The sequence below is a fragment of the Ancylobacter aquaticus genome (assembly GCF_004339465.1).
GTDB lineage: Bacteria > Pseudomonadota > Alphaproteobacteria > Rhizobiales > Xanthobacteraceae > Ancylobacter > Ancylobacter aquaticus.
The window spans coordinates 63,031-89,678 of the sequence record NZ_SMFY01000001.1; the positions used below are offsets into that span (position 1 = coordinate 63,031).

22 protein-coding genes are annotated in these 26,648 nt (G+C 68.3%); 12 read left to right on the forward strand and 10 right to left on the reverse strand.

Annotated elements, in window-relative coordinates:
• Nucleotides 1–107: 107 nt before the first annotated feature.
• The gene (olsB, locus tag EV667_RS00360) at nt 108–1,172 is read right to left on the reverse strand and encodes a l-ornithine N(alpha)-acyltransferase (RefSeq protein ID WP_131833366.1); all 1,065 of its coding nucleotides are present in this window, start codon (nt 1,170–1,172) and stop codon (nt 108–110) included.
• Nucleotides 1,173–2,339: 1,167 nt separating this feature from the next.
• Nucleotides 2,340–3,872 (reverse strand): YifB family Mg chelatase-like AAA ATPase, encoded by a 1,533-nt coding sequence (locus EV667_RS00365; RefSeq protein ID WP_131833367.1) that lies wholly within the window; start codon nt 3,870–3,872, stop codon nt 2,340–2,342.
• Between the two features lie 251 nt (nt 3,873–4,123).
• Between EV667_RS00365 and EV667_RS00370 the strand changes: the two genes are divergently transcribed.
• The 10 genes from EV667_RS00370 (at nt 4,124) to EV667_RS00415 (ending at nt 16,412) form a co-directional block, all read left to right on the forward strand.
• Entirely contained in the window at nt 4,124–4,597 is a 474-nt protein-coding gene (locus tag EV667_RS00370; protein ID WP_131833368.1) for a formate dehydrogenase subunit gamma, read from the forward strand.
• Between the two features lie 11 nt (nt 4,598–4,608).
• Entirely contained in the window at nt 4,609–6,171 is a 1,563-nt protein-coding gene (locus tag EV667_RS00375; protein ID WP_207907697.1) for a formate dehydrogenase beta subunit, read from the forward strand.
• A 10-nt stretch (nt 6,172–6,181) separates the two neighbouring features.
• Nucleotides 6,182–9,037 carry a formate dehydrogenase subunit alpha gene (gene fdhF / locus EV667_RS00380; RefSeq protein WP_131833370.1) on the forward strand — a complete coding sequence of 952 codons (2,856 nt, stop codon included), beginning with the start codon at nt 6,182–6,184 and terminating at the stop codon, nt 9,035–9,037.
• A 16-nt stretch (nt 9,038–9,053) separates the two neighbouring features.
• Nucleotides 9,054–9,902, forward strand: a complete 849-nt coding sequence (fdhD, locus tag EV667_RS00385) for a formate dehydrogenase accessory sulfurtransferase FdhD (protein ID WP_131833371.1) — start codon at nt 9,054–9,056, stop codon at nt 9,900–9,902.
• Nucleotides 9,892–10,179, forward strand: a complete 288-nt coding sequence (locus tag EV667_RS00390; protein ID WP_207907650.1) for a formate dehydrogenase subunit delta — start codon at nt 9,892–9,894, stop codon at nt 10,177–10,179. The genes fdhD and EV667_RS00390 overlap by 11 nt, the downstream gene beginning before the upstream one ends.
• A 242-nt stretch (nt 10,180–10,421) precedes the next feature.
• Nucleotides 10,422–12,251, forward strand: coding sequence for a monovalent cation:proton antiporter-2 (CPA2) family protein (locus tag EV667_RS00395; RefSeq protein ID WP_131833372.1), 1,830 nt, complete (start codon nt 10,422–10,424; stop codon nt 12,249–12,251).
• A gap of 25 nt (nt 12,252–12,276) precedes the next feature.
• Nucleotides 12,277–13,401: a phosphogluconate dehydrogenase (NAD(+)-dependent, decarboxylating) gene (gnd, locus tag EV667_RS00400; RefSeq protein WP_131833373.1), complete on the forward strand. Its 1,125-nt coding sequence runs from the start codon at nt 12,277–12,279 to the stop codon at nt 13,399–13,401.
• A 15-nt stretch (nt 13,402–13,416) separates the two neighbouring features.
• The gene (gene zwf / locus EV667_RS00405) at nt 13,417–14,961 is read left to right on the forward strand and encodes a glucose-6-phosphate dehydrogenase (protein WP_131833374.1); all 1,545 of its coding nucleotides are present in this window, start codon (nt 13,417–13,419) and stop codon (nt 14,959–14,961) included.
• Nucleotides 14,958–15,830 carry a Cof-type HAD-IIB family hydrolase gene (locus EV667_RS00410; RefSeq protein WP_131833375.1) on the forward strand — a complete coding sequence of 291 codons (873 nt, stop codon included), beginning with the start codon at nt 14,958–14,960 and terminating at the stop codon, nt 15,828–15,830. The genes zwf and EV667_RS00410 overlap by 4 nt, the downstream gene beginning before the upstream one ends.
• A gap of 231 nt (nt 15,831–16,061) precedes the next feature.
• Nucleotides 16,062–16,412, forward strand: a complete 351-nt coding sequence (locus EV667_RS00415; protein ID WP_131833376.1) for an AraC family ligand binding domain-containing protein — start codon at nt 16,062–16,064, stop codon at nt 16,410–16,412.
• A gap of 21 nt (nt 16,413–16,433) precedes the next feature.
• On the opposite strand, the gene EV667_RS00420 is transcribed toward EV667_RS00415, so the two are convergent.
• The 3 genes from EV667_RS00420 to EV667_RS00430 form a co-directional block, all read right to left on the reverse strand.
• Nucleotides 16,434–16,610, reverse strand: a complete 177-nt coding sequence (locus EV667_RS00420; RefSeq protein WP_131833377.1) for a DUF3096 domain-containing protein — start codon at nt 16,608–16,610, stop codon at nt 16,434–16,436.
• Between the two features lie 156 nt (nt 16,611–16,766).
• Nucleotides 16,767–18,950: a glycine--tRNA ligase subunit beta gene (gene glyS, locus EV667_RS00425; RefSeq protein WP_131833378.1), complete on the reverse strand. Its 2,184-nt coding sequence runs from the start codon at nt 18,948–18,950 to the stop codon at nt 16,767–16,769.
• A gap of 172 nt (nt 18,951–19,122) precedes the next feature.
• Nucleotides 19,123–20,067, reverse strand: a complete 945-nt coding sequence (locus EV667_RS00430; protein ID WP_131833379.1) for a glycine--tRNA ligase subunit alpha — start codon at nt 20,065–20,067, stop codon at nt 19,123–19,125.
• Between the two features lie 267 nt (nt 20,068–20,334).
• Between EV667_RS00430 and xseA the strand changes: the two genes are divergently transcribed.
• Nucleotides 20,335–21,972, forward strand: a complete 1,638-nt coding sequence (xseA, locus tag EV667_RS00435; RefSeq protein WP_131833380.1) for an exodeoxyribonuclease VII large subunit — start codon at nt 20,335–20,337, stop codon at nt 21,970–21,972.
• A gap of 96 nt (nt 21,973–22,068) precedes the next feature.
• Nucleotides 22,069–22,293, forward strand: a complete 225-nt coding sequence (locus EV667_RS00440; protein WP_131833381.1) for a DUF2093 domain-containing protein — start codon at nt 22,069–22,071, stop codon at nt 22,291–22,293.
• A 3-nt stretch (nt 22,294–22,296) separates the two neighbouring features.
• Here EV667_RS00440 and lpxK read toward each other — a convergent pair whose 3' ends face one another.
• The 5 genes from lpxK to EV667_RS00465 form a co-directional block, all read right to left on the reverse strand.
• The gene (gene lpxK, locus EV667_RS00445) at nt 22,297–23,316 is read right to left on the reverse strand and encodes a tetraacyldisaccharide 4'-kinase (RefSeq protein WP_245515917.1); all 1,020 of its coding nucleotides are present in this window, start codon (nt 23,314–23,316) and stop codon (nt 22,297–22,299) included.
• 5 nt (nt 23,317–23,321) lie between these two features.
• Entirely contained in the window at nt 23,322–24,617 is a 1,296-nt protein-coding gene (locus EV667_RS00450) for a 3-deoxy-D-manno-octulosonic acid transferase (RefSeq protein ID WP_131833382.1), read from the reverse strand.
• A 6-nt stretch (nt 24,618–24,623) separates the two neighbouring features.
• Entirely contained in the window at nt 24,624–25,352 is a 729-nt protein-coding gene (locus tag EV667_RS00455; RefSeq protein WP_245515918.1) for a lysophospholipid acyltransferase family protein, read from the reverse strand.
• Nucleotides 25,353–25,421: 69 nt separating this feature from the next.
• A complete protein-coding gene (locus EV667_RS00460; protein ID WP_131833384.1) occupies nt 25,422–25,667 on the reverse strand; it encodes a DUF4170 domain-containing protein in 246 nt (81 codons plus the stop codon).
• A gap of 28 nt (nt 25,668–25,695) precedes the next feature.
• A complete protein-coding gene (locus EV667_RS00465) occupies nt 25,696–26,505 on the reverse strand; it encodes a 3'(2'),5'-bisphosphate nucleotidase CysQ (RefSeq protein ID WP_131833385.1) in 810 nt (269 codons plus the stop codon).
• Between the last annotated feature and the right edge of the window lie 143 nt (nt 26,506–26,648).

The window sequence follows — 26,648 nt, forward strand, 5'->3', positions numbered from 1 at the left end:
GGCGCGCGCGATGGACGGCGCGAAGGGGATGTGGCGACGCCCCAAAGGGACGGACACGTGGGAGGGCGCGGGATCGACTTCCGGACCGGCTGACAGCCTCGCCGGAATCAGGCGGCGTGGCGCTCGCCATTGGCCCCGAAATGATCGACATAGCGCGGGCTGATCTTTTCCACTGGCAGCACGATCAGCACATCGGTGGTGCCGAACTGGCGATCAATGACGGCGCCGCGCCCGATCTGGGCGCCGATGCGCAGATAGCCCTTGATCAACGGCGGCAACGAGGCGAGCGCCGCCTTGGCATCCAGCGCTTCGACCGGGACGAGATCCATCGGCGCGGCATGGCGGGGCAGCGCCTGCGCCGCCCATTCGGGATCGGTGGGCGCGAAATGATGCAGGAAGGCGAGCGGCCGGGCCAGCGCCTGCGGATCGCAGCCCTCAAGGCTGGCGCAGCCGAACATCACATCGATTCCGTGGCGGCGCACATAGGCCCAGATGCCGTGCCAGAGTAGCTCCACCGTACGCTTGTTGCGATAGGGGGCGAGCACGCAGGAGCGGCCGAGCTCCAGGAAGCGCCGGTGCGGATGACGCGCCAATAGGGGGGCGATGTCGAACTCGCCGGCGGTGTAGAAACCGTCGTGACGTTCGGCGATCTCCTGGCGCAGCAGCCGGTAGGTGCCGACCACGCGCGGCACCCGCCGCCCGCGCACCATTCGGCAGGACTCATGGTCGAGCACAAGAAGGTGGTCGCAAATGCCGTCAAAGGCATCGACATCGCGCCGGGTGAGCCGCATGGCAGCGACCGGAGTCGCCGACATTTCCTCGTAGAACACCTCGTAGCGCAAGCGCTGGGCGCGGCGCACATCCGCCGCCGTCACCGCGAGGCGCACTTCCAGACCGCCGATCCGCCCCAGCGTCGCCGGGCCGGGCTCGCCCCGGCTGCCGCGATGGCGCACGCCGGAATAGGAACGCAGCGCCGGCAGCAGCCGCGAGGGAGTGAAGGCCGCAGGCACCAGCCGCAGCGGCGCGGCGGCCTTCGGCCCCGGCGTGGTGCTCCCGGGGGTGAACAAGCTGCGCCAGGCCGCCAGCCCGGGCATGGCAAGCGCGGCGGTCAGGGCGGAGAGCCGCGATGACGGCGGTGTCTCGACAGTCCCATCGGCGAACAACTGCGTCATGACCGACCCCCACGCTGCCTTCACTATAGCGGTTTGTGACAGGAATCACATTTCTCGGACGCCCATGTGACAGCCCGGCCGCGTCGGCCTCCCCCAGCGGCAGTACAGGCCGCCGGCACGCGCCGGGAACGCGTGTCGCCGGCGCTACTCGCCGGTGGGATGGCTGGCTGCGCGAGGGGAGTGTCCCGTCATCGACCACCTCGCGCCCCACGGGGGACGCAAGGATGACTGGTCGCACGAAGGCGAGTGTCGCGCCCAGGGGCAAACGGGCCAGTGCCGGGAAGGGCGATGCACAACTGGTCAACGTGATGCACAACTGGTCAACATCATGCGTCTGGTCCCGCCCGGGGGCACCCGCGCCAGCGCCGATGGGCGCTCGTCGGGATGGCGGCGCGGCGCGACCCGGCGGTCCCAACCGGCGCCGTGTACGGCGAAATGCGAATGTCCGCTTGGAGACTCTTCCACCCGCATCATCCCGCAACGATCCCGGGTGCCGTCCGGTATCGGCAAGGCATGCCGGCGCCGATCCCGGCCATCCGCCACCCGCTGCGGTCGGCCTGAGGGTGTGCCGAGTTGGTGTCCAAACGGTCTCTCTGGGTGATTGGAGTATCCATACGCCACGCCTCAACCACCGTGCGAAGCCCTCTGCAGGGGCGTTACTGCGCGAGCGAGGCAACGATGCTCCGGCGAGGAATTGGCCGCGCCTCTGCGGATGCGTGACCGCGTGGTGCAACGATGGCCGCCAGCCACCCCCTGCCCTCTGCGACGCGCCGGCGCGCACATGCCAGCGCCGCCACATGTCCGCGTGGCTGAATGCCTCCTCGCAAACCTCGGCACACAGGCCTCGCACGCACTGGTCTGGCCACATGCAAGCGTGTGCACTCACACGTCTTGCCACACGCAGCCCTCGTACACACAGGCCTCGGTACACACGAAAGTCTCGACACCCTCACGGCTCGGCACCCCCGAACGGACGGCGTCGGAGCGGCGGCGCGTGCGAATGGGCAGCCCCAGAACGGCAGCGTCCCCCACCGTGCGGCACCTACATCTTCGCGCCGCCTCCGCCCGGCGTGCCGGGCCTCCTTCACCGTCCCGCGCCTCGGCCGGCGCTCCCGATTTTGCCGGCGCCCTGCGCCAAGCCGGCCGCCTTACCCTGCCGCCTCCTCTTCAGGCGGCGGTGGCGTTGCGGTCGGCGGCGGCGCGGTAAGCGAGCGCCTCGGCGAGATGGGGCCGCCCGACAGCCTCGGCGCCGGCAAGATCGGCCAGGGTGCGCGCCACCCGCAGCACCCGGTGATAGCCGCGCGCCGAAAGGCGCATGAGCTTGGCTGCGTCTGCCAGCAATGCCGAGCCGGCGGCGTCGGGGGTCGCGATCTCTTCCAGTACCGGCCCGCTGGCCTCGGCATTGGTGAACAGGTCAGGCCGGCCGAGTGCGCAGAAGCGCTCGCGCTGCACGGCGCGCGCCTGAGCCACCCGCAGCGCGACGGCGGCGCTGGGCTCGGAAGGGCCGGGCCGCACGAGATCGACCGCCGCCACGGCCGGCACGTCGAGGTGCAGGTCCACCCGGTCGAGAAACGGGCCGGACAGGCGCGCCTGGTACTCTGCCGCGCAGCGGGGACCGCGCCGGCAGGTTTGGCCCGGCTCGCCCGCCCGGCCACAGCGGCAGGGGTTCATCGCGGCGATGAGCTGGAAGCGCGCGGGGTAGGAGATGCGGTGATTGGCACGGGCGATCACCGCCTCCCCGGTTTCCAGAGGCTGGCGCAGGGAATCGAGCACGGCCGGGGCGAATTCCGGAAGTTCGTCGAGGAACAGCACGCCATTATGCGCCAGCGATACCTCGCCGGGTCGGGCCCGCATGCCTCCGCCCACCATCGCCGCCATGCTGGCGGAGTGGTGCGGGGCGCGGAAGGGGCGCCGGCTGGTGAGCGCACCGCCCTGCAGCGTGCCGGCAACCGAGGCGACCATCGACACTTCGAGCAGTTCGGAGGGTGTGAGCGGCGGCAGGATCGAGGGCAGCCGCTGCGCCAGCATCGATTTGCCGGCCCCGGGTGGCCCGCTGAGCAGGAGATTGTGGCGCCCGGCGGCGGCAATTTCCAGCGCCCGCCGGGCGGTTTCCTGCCCCTTCACGTCAGTGAGATCAGGCAGGTGCGCCGTGCCGGCTTCCAGGCGTGGCTCGGGACGGGCGAGCAATTGGCGCCCGGCGAAGTGATTGACCAGCTGGATCAGCGAATGCGGAGCCAGCACGGCCATATCCGGGCTGGCCCAGGCGGCTTCCGGTCCGCAGGCCTCGGGGCAGATGAGGCCATGGCTGCGGGCATTGGCGCCGATCGCGGCCGGCAGCACCCCGGCGACCGCCGCGATGCGCCCGTCGAGCGCCAGTTCGCCGACGACGGTAAACCCGTCCAGCGCATCGGGCGCGATGGCGCCGATCGCCGCCATCAGCCCCAGCGCGATCGGCAGGTCGTAATGGCTGCCTTCCTTCGGCAGGTCGGCGGGCGCAAGATTGACGGTAATGCGCCGGGCGGGCAGGGCGAGGCCGGAAGCGGTGAGGGCGGCACGCACCCGCTCCTTCGCCTCGGTGACCGCCTTGTCGGCCAGGCCGACCAGATTGAACGCGGGCAGGCCCGGGCTCACCTGAACTTGAACGTCGACCGGGCGCGTCTCGACGCCCTCGAACGCCACTGTCGCCACCCGCTGGACCATTCGCCCCTCCGTCCGTACCGCGACGACCGTAAACATCGTCAGGCACGCTGGTGACAGGATAGGGGGTCACGACGCGACGTCAAGAACAATCCATGAACATCGGACAAAAGAGGCTGACGAAAGGTAAGGGCGGCCTCCGCCAGATTGTTGATAGAAAAATTCTATCAAGGCACGGAACACCTGAATTGATTTCGCTTCCGCCACGTACCATCTTCACCTTTGGAAAATTCTAAAAGAAGGCTACGGGAGAAATGCCGCATTACGAACCCTGGAGCGACGAGCGCGCCCGCGCGGTCATCGATGAGTTCGCTCATCTGGAAGGCCCGCTGATGCCGATGCTCCACGCGGTGCAGGAGACGTTTGGCCATGTGCCCGACGCCGTCGTGCCGATGCTGGCCGAGAAGCTCAACGTCTCCCGCGCCGAAGTCCACGGCGTCGTGACCTTTTATCATGATTTCCGCCACGAGCCGGCCGGTCGCCACGTACTGAAGATCTGCCGCGCCGAGGCCTGTCAGGCGGCGGGTGGCGACATTCTGGCCGACCATGCCGAGCACAAGCTGGGCTGCAAGCTGGGCGAGACCACGGCGGATGGGCGCGTCACCGTCGAGCCGATCTATTGCCTCGGCCTGTGTGCCACGGCGCCGGCGGCCATGCTCGACGGCCGGATTGTCGCGCGGCTCAATGAGCGCCGGCTCGACGCTCTGATCGCGGAGGCGCAGTCGTGAGCACCAGTTCCATGACCATTCGCATCTACGTTCCCAAGGACGCCTGCGCTATCGCCTGCGGCGCCGACGAGGTGGCCGAAGCCATCGCCGCCGCTGCGCTGGCGTCCGGCCAGCCGATCGAGATCGTGCGCAACGGCTCGCGCGGCATGCTCTGGCTGGAGCCGATGATCGAGGTCGTCACCGACCAGGGCCGCATCGCCTATGGTCCGGTCGATGCTGGCGACGTCGAAGGCCTGTTTGCGGCTGGCTTCCTGACCGGCGGCGACCATGCGCTGCGCATCGGCAAGCCGGAAGAGCACCCCTTCCTGGCGAAGCAGACCCGCCTCACCTTCGCCCGCTGCGGCATCATCGACCCGGCTTCCTTTGAGGATTACCGCGCCCATGGCGGCTATCGCGGGCTGGAGCGCGCGCTGACGCTGGGCCCGGCGGGCATTATCGAAGAAGTGAAGACGTCCGGCCTGCGCGGGCGCGGTGGCGCCGGCTTTCCCACCGCCATCAAGTGGAAGACGGTCGCGGACGCCAAGGGCGACCAGAAATACATCGTCTGCAACGCGGACGAAGGCGACAGTGGCACGTTTGCCGACCGCATGATCATGGAAGGCGACCCCTTCGAGCTGATCGAGGGCATGACCATCGCCGGCATCGCGGTGGGTGCCACCAAGGGCTATGTCTACACCCGCTCGGAATATCCGCACGCCATCTGGGCGATGGAGAAGGCGGTCGAGGTGGCGCGGGCCAATGGCATGCTTGGCGCCAATATCGCCGGCTCGCCCTACAGCTTCGATATGGAAGTACGCATGGGCGCCGGCGCCTATGTGTGCGGCGAGGAAACCGCCCTGCTCGACAGCCTGGAAGGCAAGCGCGGCACGGTGCGGGCCAAGCCGCCGCTGCCGGCGCATAAGGGCCTGTTCCAGAAGCCGACCGTCATCAACAACGTGCTCTCGCTCACCGCCGTGCCGCATATCCTGGCGGATGGCGGGCAGTTCTACGCCGATTTCGGCATGGGCCGCTCGCGCGGCACGATGCCGATCCAGATCGCCGGCAATGTGAAGTTCGGCGGCCTGTTCGAAACCGCCTTCGGTATCACGCTGGGCGAGTTGATCAACGACATCGGCGGCGGCACCGCCACCGGCAAGCCGGTCAAGGCTGCCCAGGTCGGCGGCCCGCTCGGCGCCTATGTCCCGACCTGGCAGTTCGACCTGCCCTTCGACTACGAGGCCTTCGCGGCCAAGGACGCGCTGATCGGCCATGGCGGCATCGTCGTGTTCGACGAGAGCTCCGACCTCGCCAAGATGGCCCGCTTCGCCATGGAGTTCTGCTCCGTGGAAAGCTGCGGCAAGTGCACGCCCTGCCGCATCGGCTCGACGCGTGGCGTCGAATTGATGGACAGGATCATTGCCGGCGAGCGGGTCGAGGCGAACCTCGTGACGCTCACCGACCTCTGCCAGACGATGAAGCTCGGATCCCTTTGCGCCCTTGGCGGGTTTACCCCGTATCCGGTGCTGAGTGCGCTGAACCATTTCCCCGAGGATTTCGGTGCGCCCCCGCGCGTCGTCCTCGAAGCCGCCGAATAGGAGGACGCCCATGTCACTCATCCATGAGATCGACTACGGAACGCCCGCTCCCAAGACCGACAAGATGGTGACGCTCACCATTGACGGTATGGAAGTGACGGTGCCGGAAGGCACCTCCATCATGCGCGCGGCGATGGAGATGGGGACGCAGATTCCCAAGCTCTGCGCCACCGATTCGCTGGAGGCCTTCGGCTCCTGCCGCCTGTGCCTGATCGAGATCGAGGGCCGCAATGGCACCCCGGCCTCCTGCACCACGCCGGTTGCGCCGGGCCTGAAGGTCCATACCCAGACCCCGCGTCTCGCCCAGCTTCGCAAGGGCGTGATGGAGCTCTACATTTCCGACCATCCGCTGGACTGCCTTACCTGCGCCGCCAATGGCGATTGCGAATTGCAGGACATGGCTGGCGCGGTCGGCCTGCGAGAGGTCCGCTACGGAATGGAGGGCGCCAATCACTTCGCTCCCTCCTCCGAGCTGGTCATCCCGAAGGACGAGTCGAATCCCTATTTCACCTACGACCCCTCCAAGTGCATCGTCTGCAACCGCTGCGTACGCGCCTGCGAGGAAGTGCAGGGCACGTTCGCGCTAACCATTTCCGGCCGTGGCTTCGACAGCCGCGTATCGGCCGGCCAGTCGGAAGCGTTCCTCACCTCGGAATGCGTCTCCTGCGGCGCCTGCGTGCAGGCCTGCCCGACCGCCACCCTCTCCGAAAAGCGCCTGATCGACATCGGCACGCCCGAGCATTCGGTGGTGACGACCTGCGCCTATTGCGGCGTCGGCTGCACCTTCAAGGCGGAAATGCGCGGCCAGGAAGTGGTCCGCATGGTGCCTTGGAAGGACGGCAAGGCCAATCGCGGCCATAGCTGCGTCAAGGGCCGGTTCGCGTGGGGCTATGCCACGCATCAGGATCGCATCCTCAAGCCGATGATCCGCTCCAAGGTCACGGAGCCGTGGCGCGAAGTGTCGTGGGAAGAGGCGATCGCCTACACCGCCTCCGAGCTGAAGCGCATCCAGGACACCTATGGCCGCAAGTCGGTCGGCGGAATTACCTCCTCGCGCTGCACCAATGAGGAAGCCTATCTCGTCCAGAAGATCATCCGCGCCGGCTTCGGCACCAACAATGTCGATACCTGCGCCCGCGTTTGCCATTCGCCGACGGGCTATGGCCTGAACCAGGCCTTCGGCACCTCGGCGGGCACGCAGGACTTCGATTCGGTCGAGGATTCCGACGTCATCCTCGTGATCGGCGCCAACCCGACCGATGGCCACCCGGTGTTCGGCTCGCGGATGAAGAAGCGGCTGCGCGAGGGCGCCAAGCTGATCGTCATCGATCCGCGCCGCATCGACCTCGTGCGCTCGCCCCACGTCACGGCCGACTACCACCTGCCGCTGCAGCCGGGCACCAATGTGGCCGTCGTCACCGCGCTGGCCCATGTCGTCGTCACCGAAGGTCTGGTGGACGAGGAATATGTGCGCCAGTTCTGCGACTGGGAGGAATTCCAGGACTGGGCCGAGTTCGTCGCCGATCCGCGCCACTCGCCTGAGGAAGTCGAGAAGATTTCCGGCGTTCCGGCCGAGCAGATCCGCGCCGCCGCCCGCCTCTTCGCCACCGGCGGCAATGGCGCGATCTACTACGGCCTCGGCGTCACCGAGCACAGCCAGGGCTCGACCACGGTTATGGCGATCGCCAACCTCGCCATGGCGACCGGCAATATCGGCCGCCGCGGCGTCGGCGTGAACCCGCTGCGCGGCCAGAACAACGTGCAGGGTTCGTGCGACATGGGCTCGTTCCCCCATGAACTGCCGGGCTATCGCCACATCTCCGACGATGCCACCCGCGCCACCTTCGAGGCCATGTGGGGCCGCCCGCTTGACCCCGAGCCGGGCCTGCGCATTCCCAACATGCTGGACGCCGCCGTCGACGGCACGTTCAAGGCGATCTACATCCAGGGCGAGGACATTCTCCAGTCCGATCCGGACACGCATCACGTCGCTTCCGGCCTCGCGGCCATGGAGCTGGTGATCGTGCAGGACCTGTTCCTGAACGAGACCGCCGCCTATGCCCATGTCTTCCTGCCGGGCTGCACCTTCCTGGAGAAGGACGGTACCTTCACCAATGCCGAGCGCCGCATCCAGCTCGTGCGCAAGGTGATGGCGCCGAAGAACGGCTATGGCGACTGGGAAGTTACCCAGATGCTGGCTCGTGCCATCGGCATGGACTGGAACTACACCCACCCCTCGCAGATCATGGACGAGATCGCCGCCCTCACCCCGAGCTTCGCCGGCGTGTCGTTCAAGAAGCTCGACGAGATGGGCTCAGTGCAGTGGCCCTGCAACGACGCCAATCCCGAGGGCATGCCGATCATGCACATTGGCGGCTTCGCGCGCGGCAAGGGCAAGTTCGTGCTCACCGAATATGTGGCCACCGACGAGCGTTCGGGCCCGCGCTTCCCGCTGCTGCTGACCACCGGCCGCATTCTCAGCCACTACAATGTCGGCGCGCAGACCCGCCGCACCGAGAACGTGGCCTGGCATCCCGAGGACGTGCTGGAAATTCACCCCCATGATGCCGAGCAGCGCGGCGTGCGCGACGGCGACTGGGTGCGGATCGACAGCCGCGCCGGCTCCACCACCCTGCGCGCGCAGATCACCGACCGCGTGGCGCCGGGCGTCGTCTACACCACCTTCCACCACCCGACGACGCAGGCCAATGTCGTCACCACCGACTTCTCGGACTGGGCCACCAATTGCCCCGAGTTCAAGGTGACGGCGGTGCAGATCGCCCGCTCGAACGGTCCGTCCGAGTGGCAGGAAGACTATGACGAGTTCACCCGCCAGAGCCGCCGTATCGCGGTTGCGGCGGAGTGAGCGGAGCCTCGCGCCGATGATCGCGCCGGTCGCCCGCGTCTCGCGCCTTGCCGTCACTCCTTCGGGAGCGACGGTGGGCGAGCGGGCGATCCCCGAGGAGACAGCGGTCGCCATCGTCCATAACGGCTCGACCTATGCCGTGATGATGGCGACTCCCGCCGATCTCGACGATTTCGGCTATGGCTTCAGCCTGACCGAGGGCGTGATCGACAGCCTCGCCGACGTGCTCTCCATCGAGACGCTGGAATTCGAGGACGAGGCTGGCGTGCTCGGGGTCGAGGTTCGGCTGTGGCTGGACGAGGCGCGCGCCGGCCAGATGGTGGCGCGCCGTCGGCAGATCGCCGGCCCGACTGGCTGCGGCCTGTGCGGGGTCGAAAGCCTCGAACTGGCGGTGAAGCCCGCCCGCACCGTGCCGGACGGGGCGCGGTTCAGCGCCGCCGAGATTTCCCGCGCCGTGGCCTCGCTGCCGCCGGCGCAGCTCTTGAACCACCAGACCCGCGCCGTGCATGCGGCCGCCTTCTGGGAACCCGAAGCCGGGCTGGTGGCGGTGCGCGAGGATGTCGGGCGCCATAACGCGCTCGACAAGCTCGTAGGCCATCTCGTCCGCGACGGCCACGCTGCGGGCGGCGGCGTGGTGCTGCTGACCAGCCGTGTGTCGATCGAGATGGTGCAGAAGACCGCCATGCTCGGAGCCTCGGTGCTGGTGGCGGTGTCCGCCCCTACGGCGCTTGCCCTGCGCACGGCGGAGAAAGCGGGCATCACGCTCGTTGCCATCGCCCGCGATGATGGATTCGAAGTCTTTACCCACCCCCATCGCATCGTGCTGGACGGGGCAGAGAAGGAACGTATCGCCCATGTCGGCTAACACGATGGAACGTCTGGTCTACATGGCGAACCAGATCGGCAAGTTCTTCCAGCCGCAGGGCCATGAGAAGACCGTGAAGGGCGTTGCCAAGCACATCCGGGACTTCTGGGACCCGCGCATGCGCGCCCGCATCGAGGACCATATCGCCGCCGGCGGCGAGGGACTGGCGCCGGACGTGCTGGAAGCGCTGCGCTCGCTGCCCAAGGTCAGCCGCGATACCATTCCCGCCCCGCGCCCGACGCTCGACGTCCCCGGCCCGACCGCGCACCACCACTGAGCCGGGGCGATCCGCCCGCAGGGCCGGCACGCCGAAGGGCGGTGCCGGCCTTTCCATGTCGGGTCCGCGTCGTTCTAGCTGCCGTAAGGTCATGTTCCCTCAAGAGTTTCCAGGACGCATGATTTTGCCCAATCGCCGCCTCCCGGGTGGATTCTTTGCGGTTCCATCATGCTTCCGCCATCGGCGCGCGTCATCCGATCCGCTACTGTGAGGCGAGGCAGCGGGCAAGGGATGGCGGGTCCATGCATGAAGACGGACACGGATTGCTGCTGGGGGCCCTGGTGTTTCTCGCCACTGCCGTCATCGCCGTTCCGGTGGCGCGCCGGCTCGGCCTGTCGCCGATCGTTGGCTACCTCCTGGCCGGGGTTGCGATAGGCCCTTCCGGCATCGGGGCGTTTGACGATCCCGAGCGGATCATCACCGTCGCAGAGATCGGCGTCGTGCTGCTGCTGTTCATCATCGGGCTGGAACTGCAATTCTCGCGGCTGCTGGCGCTGCGGCGGGCGATCTTCGGGCTGGGGACGGCGCAGCTCCTGTTCAGCGGCGCCGCAATTGCCGTGCTGACCCACTACGCAGCCACCGGCTTCGACTGGCGCGGCGCGCTGGTGGCGGGCATGGCCCTGGCGCTGTCGGCGACCTCGATCGCGCTGCAACTGCTGGAGGAAAAGAGCGGACTCGCCCAGCCCTATGGCCAGCGGGCCTTTGGCGTGCTGCTGTTCCAGGACATGGCGATCGTGCCGCTGCTGGCCCTGCTGCCGTTTCTCGGGCAGGGCGTGCATGAGGAGCGCAGCTTCCTCGATTCGGCCGAGCATGTGGCCATCATCCTCGGCGCGATGCTGCTCATCGTCGGCGCCGGGCGCTATCTGCTCACCCCGCTGTTCCGCATCCTCGCCCGTTCCGGGGCCCGCGAGGTGATGACGGCGGCGGCGCTGCTGGTGGTGCTCGGGGCCGGTGCGTTGATGGCCTCGGCCGGCATGTCGATGGCGCTGGGCGCATTCTTGGCCGGCGTCATGCTCTCCGAATCGAGTTTCCGCCACGAGCTGGAAGCCAATATCGACGCCTTCCGTGGCTTGCTGATCGCCCTGTTCTTCATGGGCGTGGGCATGTCGATGAACCTGCAGGTGGTGCTCGCCAACGCGCCGCTGCTTATCATCGGCACGCTGCTGGTGACGCTGGTGAAGGCGGTGTCGGTGTGGGCGGTGTTCCGCTTTTCCGACAGCACGCGGGCCGATGCGGTGCGCTCCGCCTCAGTGCTGACGCCGGCGGGCGAGTTCTCCTTCGTGCTGTTTCCACTCGCACTCGGCCTGGGCCTGATCGATTCGCGCCAGTCCGACATGCTCGTCGCCTGCGCCGCCATGACCATGCTGCTCGGCCCGCCGGTGGCGCTGGTCGGGGAGAAGCTGGCCCGGCGGCTTGAGCGCCGTACCACCGCCCTGCCGAGCGAGGATTTCAGCGACGCGCACGGCTCGGTGCTGGTCGTGGGCTTTGGCCGCTTCGGCCAGATCGTCTCGCAATGCCTGCTGGCGCGCGGGTTGGAGGTGACGATCATCGACAACGACGTCGAGATGATCCAGAACGCCGGCCGCTTCGGCTTCCGTATCTATTACGGCGACGGCACGAGGCTCGACGTGCTGCGCGCCGCCGGTGCCGATCGGGCGCGGGTCGTCGCCGTCTGCGTCGACCGGCGCGAGACCACCGACCGTATTGTCGAGATCATCCGCCAGAACATGCCCGATGTGCGCCTGCACGCGCGGGCCTTCGACCGGACCCATGCGGTGGCGCTGCGCGGGCGCGGGGTGGATTACGAGATCCGCGAGACTTTCGAATCGGCGCTTGCCTTCGGCGAGGCCGCCCTGCGGGCCAACGGCATTGACGCCGCGACCGCGCAGGCCACCGTGGCCGATGTGCGCCAGCGTGACATGGAGCGTCTGCGCCGGCAGCTCGCCGAGGGCGAAGATCGCGGACCGCTGCCGCTCGAACCCGAGCCGCTGGTCGCTCCCGAGCGTCCCGCGCGCCCGCTCAACCCCGAGGCCGAGGACGTGCTGAAGCACGAGACCGAGTTCTCTTCCTGAGTTGTGAACGCGCCGCCGCCGGCAGATGGGGGCGGTTTCACACCCGCGCCCGTTTCAATTGTCGCATGGTCGGCATAGGCTTGGCCTAGACATTCGGCTTGAATGCAACGGGCGCCGGCCCGGACCGCTGGGTTCGTGGGCGCGGGCGTCGTATCGGGGAGAAAAGCAGATGCAGCTCGGAATCGTTGGCCTCGGCCGCATGGGTGGAAATATCGCGCGTCGTCTCACCAAGGCGGGACATGACTGCGTGGTGTGGGACCGCAACGAGGCCGCCGTGACGGAGCTGGGCGGCGAAGGTAACCGGCCCGCTGGCGATCTCGCCGATCTCGTCGCCAAGCTCGACGCGCCGCGCGCCATCTGGGTGATGCTGCCGGCCGGCGCGCCGACAGAGAGCACCATTTCCACCCTGGCCGGCATGCTGGCGCCGGGCGATGTCATCATCGACGGCGGCAACACCTTCTACAAGGACGACATCCGCCGCGCCGCCGAGCTGGAGCCCAAGGGCCTGCACTATATCGACGTCGGCACCTCCGGCGGCGTGTGGGGCCTCGAGCGCGGCTATTGCATGATGATCGGCGGCACCAACGAGGCGGTGGATCGCCTCGACCCGATCTTTGCCGCCCTCGCCCCCGGCCTTGGCGACATTCCCCGCACGCCCGGCCGCGAAGGGCGCGATTCCCGTGTCGAGCACGGCTACATGCATTGCGGCCCGGCCGGCTCCGGCCATTTCGTCAAGATGGTGCATAACGGCATCGAATACGGCCTGATGCAGGCTTATGCCGAAGGCTTCGAGATTCTCCGGCACAAGGATTCCACGGCCCTTCCGGAAAATGAGCGCTTCACGCTCGATCTCGCGGACGTTTCCGAAGTCTGGCGGCGCGGCAGCGTGGTGTCCTCCTGGCTGCTCGATCTCTCGGCCATCGCCCTGACCAAGGACGAGCAGCTGAGCGATTTCCCCGGCGAAGTCGCTGATTCGGGCGAGGGTCGCTGGACCGTGATGGCCGCGATCGAGGAGGCGGTGTCCGCCGAGGTGCTTTCCGCCGCGCTCTACACCCGCTTCCGCTCGCGCCAGGACCATACGTTCGGCGAGAAGCTGCTGTCGGCGATGCGCTTCCAGTTCGGTGGCCACACCGAATTCAAGACCAAGTAAGCGGGCCAGCGATCCATGGGAAGCGAGTCCGTCGTCCTCGGCCAGAAGGTGCTGGCGCCCGATACGGCGCCGGCACCGGCCTCGACCTTTTTCATCTTCGGTGCCTCGGGCGATCTTACCAAGCGCCTGTTGCTGCCTTCGCTCTACAACCTCGCCCATGAGGGCGTGCTGGTCGACGACTTCGCCATTGTCGGCGTCGACCATGTCGCCCAGAGCGAGGAGGACTACCGCGCCTTCCTCACCGACGCGGTGAAGGAACTGCCGGGCTCGCTCGATACCGAGGGCGAGACCTGGTGTTGGCTGATCAGCCGGATCTTCTACGTCTCCGGCGATTTCGAGGACCCCGCCACCTATGGGCGCATCCGCGAGCGGCTGGACCAGCGCAATGCGCAGACCGGCAATGCGGTGTTCTATCTCGCCGTGGCGCCGCGCTTCTTCGCCACCATCTCCGAGCAGCTCGGCGCCGCCGGCCTGCTCAAGGAGACCGAGGATGCCTTCCGCCATATCGTCGTGGAAAAGCCCTTCGGATCGGACATGGCGTCGGCGAAGGCGCTCAACCGGCGCCTACTGGCGGTTGCCGACGAGCGGCAGATTTACCGGATCGACCATTTCCTCGGCAAGGAAACGGTCCAGAACATGATGGCGCTGCGCTTCGGCAACGGCATTTTCGAGCCGATCTGGAGCAAGGAATATATCGACCATGTCCAGATCACCGCCGCCGAGACGGTGACGGTGGAGCAGCGCGGCGGCTTCTACGACGCGACCGGCGCGCTGCGCGACATGGTGCCGAACCACATGTTCCAGCTGCTCGCCATGACCGCGATGGAGCCGCCGAACTCCTTCGATGCCGACGCGGTGCGCTCGGAAAAGACCAAGGTCATCGAAGCCATCCGCCATATGCGCCCGAGTGAGGCGATCGGCGCGGCGGTGCGCGGCCAGTACCGCGCCGGCTTCGTCAATGGCGAGGCGGTGAAGGACTATCGCGACGAGAAGGACGTCGATCCCGACAGCCGCACCGAGACCTATGTGGCGCTGAAGTGCTTCGTCGATTCCTGGCGCTGGAACGGCGTGCCGTTCTATGTCCGCACCGGCAAGGCGCTGGCGGTGCGGCGCACCGAAATCGCCATCCAGTTCAAGCGGGCGCCGGGTGTGCTGTTCCGCCATCTGCCCACGGCGCTGAAGCCGAACCTGATGGTCATCCATGTCCAGCCCGACGAGGGCGTCTCGCTGCGCTTTGCCGCCAAGGTGCCCGGCCGCAAGGTCAAGCTTTCGGATGTCGAGATGAGCTTCAAATATGCCGACTACTTCAAGGCGGCGCCTTCCACCGGCTATGAGACGCTGATCTATGACTGCCTGTGCGGCGACCCCACCCTGTTCCAGCGTGCCGACACCATCGAGGCCGGCTGGGAGGCGGTGGAGCCGATCCTGGAGGCGGTCGGGGGTGGCGAGAACGAGGTGCAGTACTATTCCGCCGGCTCCAGCGGCCCGGCCATGTCGGACGTGATGCTGGCGCAGGACGGCTTCCAATGGCTTCCGCTCGAAAGGGATCGCCCACGATGAGCGTATCGAACCTCGCTGACGCAACCGACGAGCGCGGGGGAGCGACAAGCGCCCCCGCCTCGCGGATCCGCCTCATGGTGTCGGATGTCGACGGCACGCTGGTGAACAAGGCGAAACAGGTGGCCCCGGCCACTGTCGAGGCTGTGCGCCGCCTTCATGAAGCCGGCATCGCCTTTGCCGCCGTCTCGGCCCGCCCGCCGCGCGGTATGAAGCTGATGGTGGAGGCGCTGAATGTCGACCTGTTCGGCGGCTTTAATGGCGGCTCCATCCTGCGCCGCGACTTCTCGGTGGTGGAGGAGCATTTCGTCGCCGCCGAAGCGGCCCGCGCCGGCATCGCGCTGATGACGTCGCGCGGGGCCTCCGTCTGGGTGTTCGCCGACAATGAGTGGTTCGTCACCGACCCGAACAGCACCTATGTCGCCGGCGAGACCCGCACCGTCGCCTTCCCGCCGACCGTGGTGGAGGATTTCGGCGACCACATCACCCGGGCCGGCAAGATCGTGTTTTCCTCGACCGATTTCGACATGCTGGCGGCGAGCGAGCCCGAGCTTCAGGCGCTGGTGGGCGAGGGCGCCACGGCGCGGCGCTCGCAGGCCAAATATCTCGACATGACGCCCCCCGGCACCGACAAGGGCTATGCCGTGCGCGCCTTCGCCCGGCATTACGGGGTGCCGCTCAACGAGGTGGCGGTGATCGGCGACATGTCGAACGACCTGCCGATGTTCGGGGTCGGCGGCCTCGCCATCGCCATGGGCAATGGCGCGCCGGAAGTGAAGGAGCAGGCGCATTTCGTCACCCTCAGCAACGAGGAGGACGGCGTCGCCCACGCCATCGAGCGCTTCGTGCTGCCCCGCGCGACGCGCGGCTAGAGCACGCGCCGATCAGCTTGCAACGCAAGTTGATCGGATAACGCGTTCTCTATCATAGAGTTAGAGGGCGCCCTCCCGCCGTATCGGGAGGCTCCCGCGAACCATCCGGCGCTCGGCACAGGCCGGGCGCCGGTTGTCACAAGCGGTTCAGACCGGGAACCTGCCGCCCGCGCACCCGTCATCCCCACAGGGCGCCCATCGGCGCGCCGGCTATGCCGCATGGAGATGACGATGAAACTGCAGAAATTCGCCCTTGCCGATGTCACGCTGGAGCGCTCGCCCGGGAGCGACGCGGAAATCTACGCCGGCAATCTGGTCGATGAGCGCCATGGCGGACCGGTCACGATCGGCTATGGCCGCTACGCCCCCGACCAGACACTCACCGAAACCATGGCTGTCGACGACATCATGATCCTTCTGGCCGGGCGGCTTTCGGTGTCGACCGGGGCCGAGACGGTGGAAGCCGGCCCCGGTGAAATCGTCTACATGCCCAAGGGCGAGGCCGTCACCATCCGCTCTCATGAAGAGGGCGCGGTGACGGCCTATGTCACCTATCCGCACTGGCGCAGTGCGCGAGGGTAGAGGCGGCGCGCAGAAAGGGGGCTAGATGCCGAGCCGCTGGCCGAGATTTTCGAGCCCGCCCGTGCCAAGCAGGCCCGAAACGCCGATGAAAATCAGATAGATGGCGACGATGTAGGCGAGCAGGCGCGGCATCACGAGGATGAGGATGCCGGCGATCAGCGCGACGATCGGCTGGATGGCGATGATGTTGATGTCCATGAGACGCTCCGCTGAATGGTAACGACATAAGCCGCCGCGCGCCGGATGGTTCCGCTTGTCCGCCGGGGCAAGTGGGGGCCATTGGCGGACGGGGGGCGCGATCCCGGATACGGCCTGGCGGCCGTTCCGGGATGACGATGTTCCGGCAGGGCCGCCCTACCCCTCGATGCGGTCGAAATCGGCGATGGTGCGGGTGGCGGCGCGGATGTCGGCAAGCAGGCGCAGGCGGTTGACCCGCAGCGCCGGGTCGTCCGCGTTCACCGTCACCTTCTCGAAGAAGGCGTCGACCGGGGCGCGAAGCCCGGCCAGCAGCGCCATGGCGGCCTCGAAATCCTCACGCGCCAGCGCCTGCTCGATCTGCGGGCCGAGCGCGGCGATGGATTCCGCCAGCGCGTGCTCCTCCGGCTCGTGCAGCAGCACTACATCGACGCCGCCCTCATAGGCGACGCCGTCCTTCTTCTCCTCGATGCGCAGGATATTCGCCGCGCGCTTGGTGCCGGCGAGCAGGTTCTTGCCGTCCTCGGTCGAGAGGAATCGCCCCAGCGCCTCGACCCGCTTCACCACGAGCAGGAGGTCGTCCTGATCGGGGAGGGCGAAGACGGCATCGACGAGGTCGTGGCGGGCGCCGGCCTCGCGCAGGTGGACCTTCAGGCGGTCGGCGAAGAAGGAGAGCAGGTCGATAACGTCGACATCCGTTGCCCCCCAACCTTCGACAATTCTAGTAGCTCTTCCGCCGCCGACCGACCCGCCCGATGCTTTGGCGACCTCAAGAGTGGCTCTCGAAGACTGCTCCACGGCAACCTTCAAGACTGGCGCCAGTTTAAGGGGAAGAGAATTATCCAAACTGATCCGCACCACTCCGAGCGCCGCACGGCGTAGGGCATACGGATCTTTCGATCCCGTCGGCTTCTCGTCGATGGCCCAAAATCCGGCAAGCGTGTCGAGCTTGTCGGCCAGCGCCACGGCGACGGACACCGGCGCAGTGGGCACGCGGTCGGTCGGGCCCTGCGGCTTGTAGTGTTCTTCCGCGGCGGCGGCGATTTCCTCGGGCAGGCCCTCCAGCCGGGCATAGTACCGGCCCATCAGCCCTTGCACCTCGGGGAACTCGCCCACCACTTCGGTGCGCAGGTCGCTCTTGGCGTAGAGCGCGGCCTGCTCGGCCAGCTCCGGGTCGGCGCCGACGATGGGCGCGAGCGCCTTCGCCAGCGCGGCGATGCGCTTGATGCGCTCCAGCTGCGAGCCGAGCTTTTCGTGGAAGGTGACGTTGCCGAATTTTTCCAGCCGGTCTTCCAGCGGCACGGTGGCGTTGGTCTTCTGGTCGGTCTCCCAGAAGAATTTGGCGTCCGACAGCCGGGCGCGGATGACGCGCTCGTTTCCGGCGATGATCTGCCGGCCGCCATCGCTGGCGGCAAGGTTCGACACCAGCACGAATTTGTTGGCGAGGCGCCCGGTGGCGGGGTCCCTCAAGACGAAGCATTTCTGGTTGATGCGGATGGTGGCGCGCACCACCTCGTCCGGCACGTCGAGAAAGGCCGGGTCGAACGACCCCATCAGCACCACGGGCCATTCCACCAGCCCGGCGATCTCCTCGAGAAGGCCGGCATCCTCCACCAGCTCAAGACCCTGCGCCAAAGCGAGGTCCTTTGCGTCGGCGAGGATGATGTCCTTGCGGCGCTCGCGGTCGACCACGACGAAGGCGGCTTCCAACTTGGCCATCCAGTCTTCCAGCCGGCGCACGCGGATCGTGCCCTCCGAAAGGAAGCGGTGGCCGCGCGTGGTGTCGCCCGAGCGGATGCCGTCGACCTCGAAGGCGACGATCTCCGGCTCCTCGGTCTCCGGGCCGAAGGTGCACAGGATCGACTGCAGCGGCCGCACCCAGCGCAGCGTGGTCGGGCTGGTGGAGCCCTTGCCCCAGCGCATCGACTTCGGCCAGGGGAAGGCGCGGATCACGGCGGGCAGGATCTCCGCGATCACCTCCGGCGTGGCGCGGCCATGCTTGTGCAGCCGCGCGATATAGAACTCGCCCTTCTTCGGGTCGCTCTCGATGCTGGCCTGCTCGATGGAGGTGAGGCCGGCGGCTTTCAGGAAGCCGTCGATTGCGGGCTGCGGCGCGCCGACGCGCGGGCCCTTGCGTTCCTCATGGGTATCCGGCTGCTGGGCGGGCAGGCCGTGCACGGCCAGCGCCAGCCGGCGCGGGGTGACGAATGCCTTTGCCCCCTCATAGACCAGGCCGCGCTCGACCAGCGCATCGGTGACGAGCTTGCGCAGACTCTCCGCCGCGCCGGCCTGCATGCGGGCAGGAATTTCTTCGCAGAACAGTTCGAGCAGAAGATCAGGCATGGCGCTGCGTCACGTCGGCTGGCGGGCGGTGCCTTGCGGCGTGCGCCCTTGCGGGAAGGTCGCTGCAGGCCCTAGCACGTCGGGCCGCAGGAGGGGAGGCGTCCGTTCAGGAAAGCCGCACGCGAGACTTCACTGCGTGCGGCCGGAGGCGCTCCCGGCCGGGAAGGCCGGGTCAGGGAGCAGGCGTGCCGCCCGCCGCGGTCGCCAGCCAGGCGGCGCCGCATGCCTTGGCAAGCTCGCGCACCCGCAGAATATAGCTCTGCCGCTCGGTGACAGAGATCACCCCGCGCGCGTCGAGCAGGTTGAAGACGTGGCTGGCCTTGATGCACTGGTCATAGGCCGGCTGCGCCATCAGATGGCGGGCCTTTGTGCCATCTTCCCAGCCCGCTTCGAGATATTTCGCTGCTGCGCTTTCGGCCATCTTGAACTGCTCGAACAGCATTCTGGTGTCGGCATGCTCGAAATTGTGCCGGGAATATTCCTCTTCCGCCTGCAGGAACACGTCGCCATAGGTGACCTTCTCGTCACCCTCGCGGCCGTTGAAATTGAGGTCGTAGACGTTCTCGACCCCCTGCACATACATGGCAAGGCGTTCCAGCCCATAGGTCAGCTCGCCCGCGACGGGCGCGCATTCAAAGCCGGCTACCTGCTGGAAATAGGTGAATTGCGAGACTTCCATCCCGTCGCACCAGCACTCCCAGCCCAGCCCCCAGGCGCCCAGCGTCGGGCTTTCCCAATCGTCCTCGACAAAGCGCACATCGTGCAGGTTCAGGTCGATGCCGATAGCCGACAGCGAGGCGAGATAGAGGTCCTGCAGATCGGCCGGGGAAGGCTTCAGGATCACCTGGTACTGGTAATAATGCTGCAGCCGATTGGGGTTCTTTCCGTAGCGCCCATCCTTGGGCCGGCGCGAGGGCTGCACATAGGCCGCCTTCCACGGCAACGGACCGAGCGCGCGCAGCGTGGTGGCGGGGTGGAAGGTCCCGGCGCCGACTTCCATGTCATAGGGCTGCAGCACCACGCAGCCCTTGTCCGCCCAGAAGGCGTGGAGCGCGAGAATGAGGCCCTGGAAGGAATTGTCCGGGCGCATGTGCGGGGGCAGGGCAGGATCAATCATCGGGAAAGGCCGGCGGTTGGCTTGAAAAGGCGGCGCAACCTAAGCCGGGCAAGGGCGGGGATCAAGGTGGGGCGCACTTCCCGCGCCGCCAGGGAACACCGTCATCCTGAGGTGTCCGGCCAATGGCCGGGCCCCGAAGGATGTCATGGGGGCGCCGAACGACCATCCTTCGAGGCTCGCTCGCTCGCACCTCAGGATGACGGCGCTCGCAGGGGTGACCGGCCCGCCCCCGTTCCCGCCCGTCCCGAATCCGACTATCACTCGGGCATGCCCGACGCACCGCCCGAATCGCCCGTCTCCAACGCCGCCGACTGGACCGTCTCGGAACTCTCCGGCGCGCTCAAGCGCACGGTGGAAGATTCCTTCGGCCACGTCCGGGTGCGCGGCGAGATCTCCGGCTATCGCGGGCCGCACTCGTCGGGCCACGCCTATTTCAGCCTGAAGGACCAGAACGCCCGGCTCGACGCCGTGGTGTGGAAGGGCGTGTTCGGCCGGCTGAAGCTGCGGCCGGAAGAGGGGCTGGAAGTGGTCGCCATCGGCCGCATCACCACCTTTCCCGGCAAATCCTCCTATCAGATCGTCATCGAGCAGCTGGAATTCGCCGGCGCCGGCGCCATCATGGCGATGCTGGAGGAGCGCAAGAACCGCCTCGCCGCCGAGGGGCTGTTCGCGGCCGAGCGCAAGCGCCGCCCCCCCTTCCTGCCGGCCGTCATCGGCGTCGTCACCTCGCCCACCGGGGCGGTGATCCGCGACATTCTCCACCGGCTGGCCGACCGTTTCCCGCGTCCCGTGCTGGTGTGGCCGGTGCGGGTGCAGGGCGACACGGCGGGGGCTGAGGTGAGCGCGGCCATTCGCGGCTTCAATTCCATCCCTGCTGGGGGCCTGACCCTTGCCACCGGCGGGTCGATCCCCCGCCCGGACGTGCTCATCGTCGCGCGCGGCGGCGGTTCCCTGGAAGACCTACTCGGCTTTTCCGAGGAGAGCGTAGTGCGCGCGGCGGCGGAAAGCGCCATCCCGCTGATCTCCGCCGTCGGCCATGAGACCGACGTGACGCTGATCGACTTCGCCGCCGATCTGCGCGCGCCCACCCCGACGGCGGCGGCCGAAATGGCGGTGCCGGTGCGCGCCGACCTCGTTGCGGAGGTGGCGCAACTGCACGCGCGGCTGCGCGCCTCGTTCGCGCGCGAACTGGACCGGAGGCGCAGCGATTTGCGCGGCCTAGCCCGCCTGCTGCCAAGTGCCGATGCCGTGCTCGCTTTACCGCGCCAGCGCCTCGATATCGCTGGCCAGCGCCTGCCGCGCGCGCTGAAGGCCAATGCGAGCGCGCACCGGCTCGCTCTCACGGGCGTGCGCAGCCGCCTGTCACCGCAGGTTTTGGTCGCCGCTCTCACCCGCCGGCGCGAGCGGGTCGGCGTCGTGGCCGCACGGCTGCCGCGCGAACTGACGGCCAATACCGCCCGCCACCGGCTGCTTCTCACGCGCGCCGAGTCGCGCCTTCGCCTCATCGCCCAGTCGCTGCGGGACCGGCGGGAGCGCGGCCGCGACCGGCTGGAGAACGCGCGGGAACGGCTGCGCCGCTGCCAGCGCCAGCAGGCGATCGAGCGGGCCGGGCGGCTCGACGGCGCCGCCAAGCTGCTCACCGCGCTGTCCTACAAGGGGGTGCTCGCGCGCGGCTACGCTCTTGTCCGCGACAGCGCCGGCGCGCCCGTGCATGCGGCGGCCGGCATCACGGCGGGCGACGCGCTGGAGATCGAATTCCGCGACGGCCGTGTGGCGGTGCAGGCGATGGCCAGCGGTCCGGACGTGCCCCCTTCCCCGTCGCGGCCAACGAAGGCACGTGCAGCCAAGGCACGTGCGGCACCCTTGCCGGACGAGCCTCGCCAACCCACCTTGTTCGACACATGACGGCAGCGTCGCGCGCCATGTCGTGGCAACAGGCTTGCCGGACCCCCTGCCGGGTCTTTATTGTTGCGCCAACCGAACCGACAGGAGGAGCGGGCCATGAACCGCTTCGAACGATTTTCCGCCTCGGGTGAAGCCGAAGTGCGCTACCTCGACGGCGACTTCCGCGTCGTGCGTCCCGGCACGTTCGTGCGCTGTGCCGTCACCGGCGAGGCGATCCCGCTCGACGAACTGCGTTATTGGAGCGTGGACCTGCAGGAAGCCTATGCCACCCCGCAGGCGGTGCTGGCGCGGCTCTATCCCGACAGGCTCAAGCCCGGCTGAGTTTCAATGGTCGCGTGGGCCGGCCTCCAGCCCGCCCAGCATGCGCTCCAGCGCCTTGGCGCTCTGCGGCTCCAGCGCCATTCGCACCGGCAGCACGTCCGACACCTCGATCAGCGGCTGGCCTGTTTCGCTGCCGGCAAGGCGCATGGCGTCCTTCTCGGTGGTGACGAGCAGCAGGTCCATCGCTTGCGCCTGCGCGCGCAGTTCCTCGACCTCGGCGGCGGTATAGACATGGTGGTCGGGAAAGGCCCGCGTCGCCACTGTCAGCACGCCGAGCGTGCGCAGTGTCTCGAAGAACTTGGCGGGCCGGCCGATGCCGGCATAGGCGAGAACGCGCTTGCCGAACAGCCGCGCCACCGCCTGCGCTTCCGGCGCCAGCCTTCCGCGCAGCACCACGATGCCGGCCGCATAGCCTTCGCGCGCGGCACGCTCGCCCGGCGCGCCCTCGCCGATGACGAGCAGTGCCTGCGCCCGTTCCAGCTGGGGGGCGAGCGGCGCGCGCAAGGGCCCCGCCGGCAGGCACAGCCCGTTGCCGATGCCGACCCCCGCATCGATGACGAGGATCGACAGCGACTTGGCCAGCGCCGGGTTCTGGAAGCCGTCATCCATGATGAGCACGTCGGCGCCCGCCTGTGCCGCCGCCTGGGCGCCGGCCAGCCGGTCGCGGGCGATGAAGGTCGGTGTGCTGCGGGCCAGTAGCAAGGGCTCGTCGCCCACCTCGTCGGCGCCGTGCAGCAGCGGGTCGACGCGCTGGGGGCCCTTCAGCCGGCCGCCATAGCCGCGTGTGAGAACCGCCGGCTTATGGCCGCGCAGGGTGAGACGGCGGGCGATTTCGATCACGGTCGGCGTCTTTCCGGCCCCGCCCACCGTGGGATTGCCGACGCAGATGACGGGCACGCCGACGCTCATGCCGGGCCGGCGCATGCGGGCGAGCGTCGCCCCGCCCACCAGCGCGCCGAGCGGTGCCAACAGCTGCGCCAGCCGCCCGCGTTCCCGACGCCACCAGAACTGCGGTGCCTGCATTCCGCTCAGTGCCTCTCCAGCCTGATCTGTACCAGATAGGGATCGATGGCGCCCAGCGTGCGCTCCAGCGCGCCGCCGAAGCTCTCCACCGTGACCTGCGCCGCTGCGATCATTGTCTGCCGCGAGGCCCCGTCCGCCAGCAGCATGTAGACGGCGGCCGCCAGCGAGCGCCCGTCGCTTGCCTGCCCGGCGCCACCGGCCTCGTCGAGCCGGGCATAGAGCGCGCTGAAATTGGTCACGTGCGGCCCGTGCAGGATCGCCGTGTCGAGCTTGATCGGCTCGATGGGGTTCTGCCCGCCCTTGCGCACCAGCGAGCCCCCGAGCAGCGCCACCGGGCCGAGGCGGTAGAACAGGCCGAGCTCGCCGATCGTGTCGGCGACGTAGATGGCGGTGCCCTTGTCGGGCTGGTAGCCGTCGCTGCGCAGCACCGCCGGGCAGCCCGCCGCCGTCGCCAGCTGCACCACCGCCGTGCCGCGCTCGGGATGGCGCGGGGCGATGACGGTGAGCAGGTTCGGCAGTTCCTTGGAGAGGCGCTGATGCGCCTCGATGACGATTTCCTCCTCGCCCGGATGGGTGGAGGCGGCGACGAACACCACGCGCCCGGCCGTCGCCAGCCGCAGCGCGTCGAAGGCGGCGATGTCGACCGGGGGCGGGGGGGCGTCGAATTTGAGGTTGCCGGTCACGGTGACACGCGGCGCGCCGAGCTGGCGCAGGCGCTCGCCATCTTCCGGCCCCTGCGCCAGGCACAGATCGACCCGCGCCAGCAGTGCCGACACGCTGCCGTGGACGCGCCGCCAGCTGGCGAAGGAGGATGGCGACATCCGCGCATTGACCAGAACCAGCGGCGTCGAACGGGCGTTCACCTCCATAATGAGGTTCGGCCACAATTCGGATTCCACCAGGAGCACGAGGTCCGGCCGCCAGTGCTTGAGAAAGCGGCGCAGGAACAGCGGCGAATCCAGCGGCACGAACTGGTGCGGCACATCGGGCGGCAGCCGCGCCTGGGCGAGCCGCGCCGAGGTCAGCGTGCCTGACGTGAACAGCACGCGAAAGCCCCGCCCGCGCAACCGCTCGATCAGCGGCAGCACGGCGATCATCTCGCCGACGCTGGCACCGTGCACCCACACCAGCGGCCCGCGCGGGCGCGGCGCGCTGGGCCGGCCATAGCGTTCCGTCAGCCGCGCGCCGTCTTCCTTGCCGCGCTTCAGCCGGCGCGCAAGCAGAAGGCCGATAAAGGGCGTCGCCAGCCAGGTCGCCGCCCGGTAGAGGCGCACGAGAAAGGGGGAGCGGGCGCGGGCCATGGCGCGTCAGCCGTTGCGGGAAGGAGCGGGCGCGGTATCTCCGGTCCGCGCGGCAGTGGCCGGGGCCTCGACGGCGCCCTTGCGGGCGAGCGCCCTCGCCTCCTCGGGACGGCCGACCAGTTCCTCGGCGCGGGCGGTGGCGACCTCCAGCTGGCGCTGCACTTCGCGCCGCGCGGCCTCAAGTTCTTCCGGGCCGGCATCGGCGGCGACCCGCACGCCATCGCCGGCGACGACCGCCGCACGGCCAAACGGCAGGTGGATGGCCGATTTGTCCCAGCTGCGGGCGATGATGCGCCGCGAGGTGGCGATGGCGACCGGGTAGATCGGCCGGCCCGAATGCTTGGCAATGGTGACGACGCCGAGGCCGGCGATGCGCGAGATCTTCGGCACGTCGGCGGTCATCGCCACATTGGTGCCCTCGCCCAAATGGCGGATCATCTCCAGCGTAGCGTTAAACCCGCCCTTGGTGCGGAAATCGCGCCCCTGCGCGCCCGAGCCGCGCACCGCCCCGATGCCGAGCGCCTCGGCGGCGATGGCGTTCACATCGGCATCCGCGCTGCGCGAGATCATCACCTTGGCGCGGTGGTAGGGGCGCACCAGGAAAGGGGTGAGGAAATGCTGGCCGTGCCAGAAGGTGAGGATCATCGGCAGCTGGGCGTCGGCCAGCTCATACAGATTGGCCGGCTCCATCACCACGCGCTGGGTGCGCCACACAAGGCGAAGATAGGACGCCATACCGCGCCCGAGAACGGTGCGGACCGTCGGTGAGGTGCGCAGTCGACGCCACATGCGAAATGCCGGCGGTCAGCTGGTCTTCGCGCTGGCTTCCGGGTCCAGCAGGCGATGGAGGTGCACGATGAAATAGCGCGTCTGCGCCTGGTCGACCGTCTGCTGCGCCTTCGCCTTCCACGCCACATGCGCGGTGGCGTAGTTCGGGTAGACGCCGACGATGTCGAGCGCGTCGAGATCCTTGAAGGTGAGGCCGTCGATCTTCTCCAGCTCGCCGCCGAAGACGAGGTGCAGAAGCTGGGGACTGGTGGTCTCGGGCATTCCGGTCGCGTCCTGTGCTCGTGGGTCGTCAGCGCGCCACAGCCACGAGGGCCGGATGCAGCAGGCTGCCGGCGGAAACCAGCGCCCCATGCCGCGGCACCGGCGCGTTATAGGCGAGCGGACGACTGTCGAGCGTGGTCAGCCGTCCGCCTGCTTCGTGCACCAAAAGGTCCGCGGCGGCAAGGTCCCAATCATTGCCGTTGGGAGAGGCCAGCGCCGCGTCGAGCTCGCCGGTGGCGACGCGGGCGAGCCGCAGCGCCAGCGAACGGATGCGATCGACCCGCCGCCAGCTGCCCGCCCGGTCGAGATGGGCGAGCCAAGGGGCCGGGCCGTCGATCACCGCGCCGTCCAGCGCACGGGTGGTGGAGACATGGATCGGCTGGCCGTTGCGCGTCGCGCCGCCGCCCAGCACGGCAATAAAAAGCTCGTCGGTGACGGGAGCGAAAAGGGCGCCGGCAATGGGGCGGCCATCCTCCACCAGCGCGGCCTCGACGCACCAGTCGGCGCGCCCGGCCATATAGGCGCGGGTGCCGTCGATGGGATCGACGATCCACACCCGGCGGCGCGACAGGCGCGAGGGCTCGTCCACCGTCTCCTCCGACAGCCAGCCATAGTCCGGCCCGACCAGGCTAAGCCGCTCGCGCAGCATCACATCGACGGCGAGGTCGGCTTCGGTGACGGGAGAATCGTTGTGCTTGGACCAGCTTTTCACGCCGGCACGGAACATCTCCACCGCCACCGCGCCCGCCGCGACCACCGCTTCGGCCAGATGCCGGGCCGCAACCGCAGGGTCGGCGAGAGGATCGGCGGGAGGCAGGTTGGCGGCAACGCTTGGCATGGGTTCCATCGGCGGGGAGTACGCGGGAGAGGCGAGGATTGCAAACGCGATATCGGCATTGCGAGCCATTCCGACAAGCTTTCATCAAGCATAGGAGCCATTCCCCGCTGAGAAGAAACGGTCAACCATGTCCCTTAAGCGGG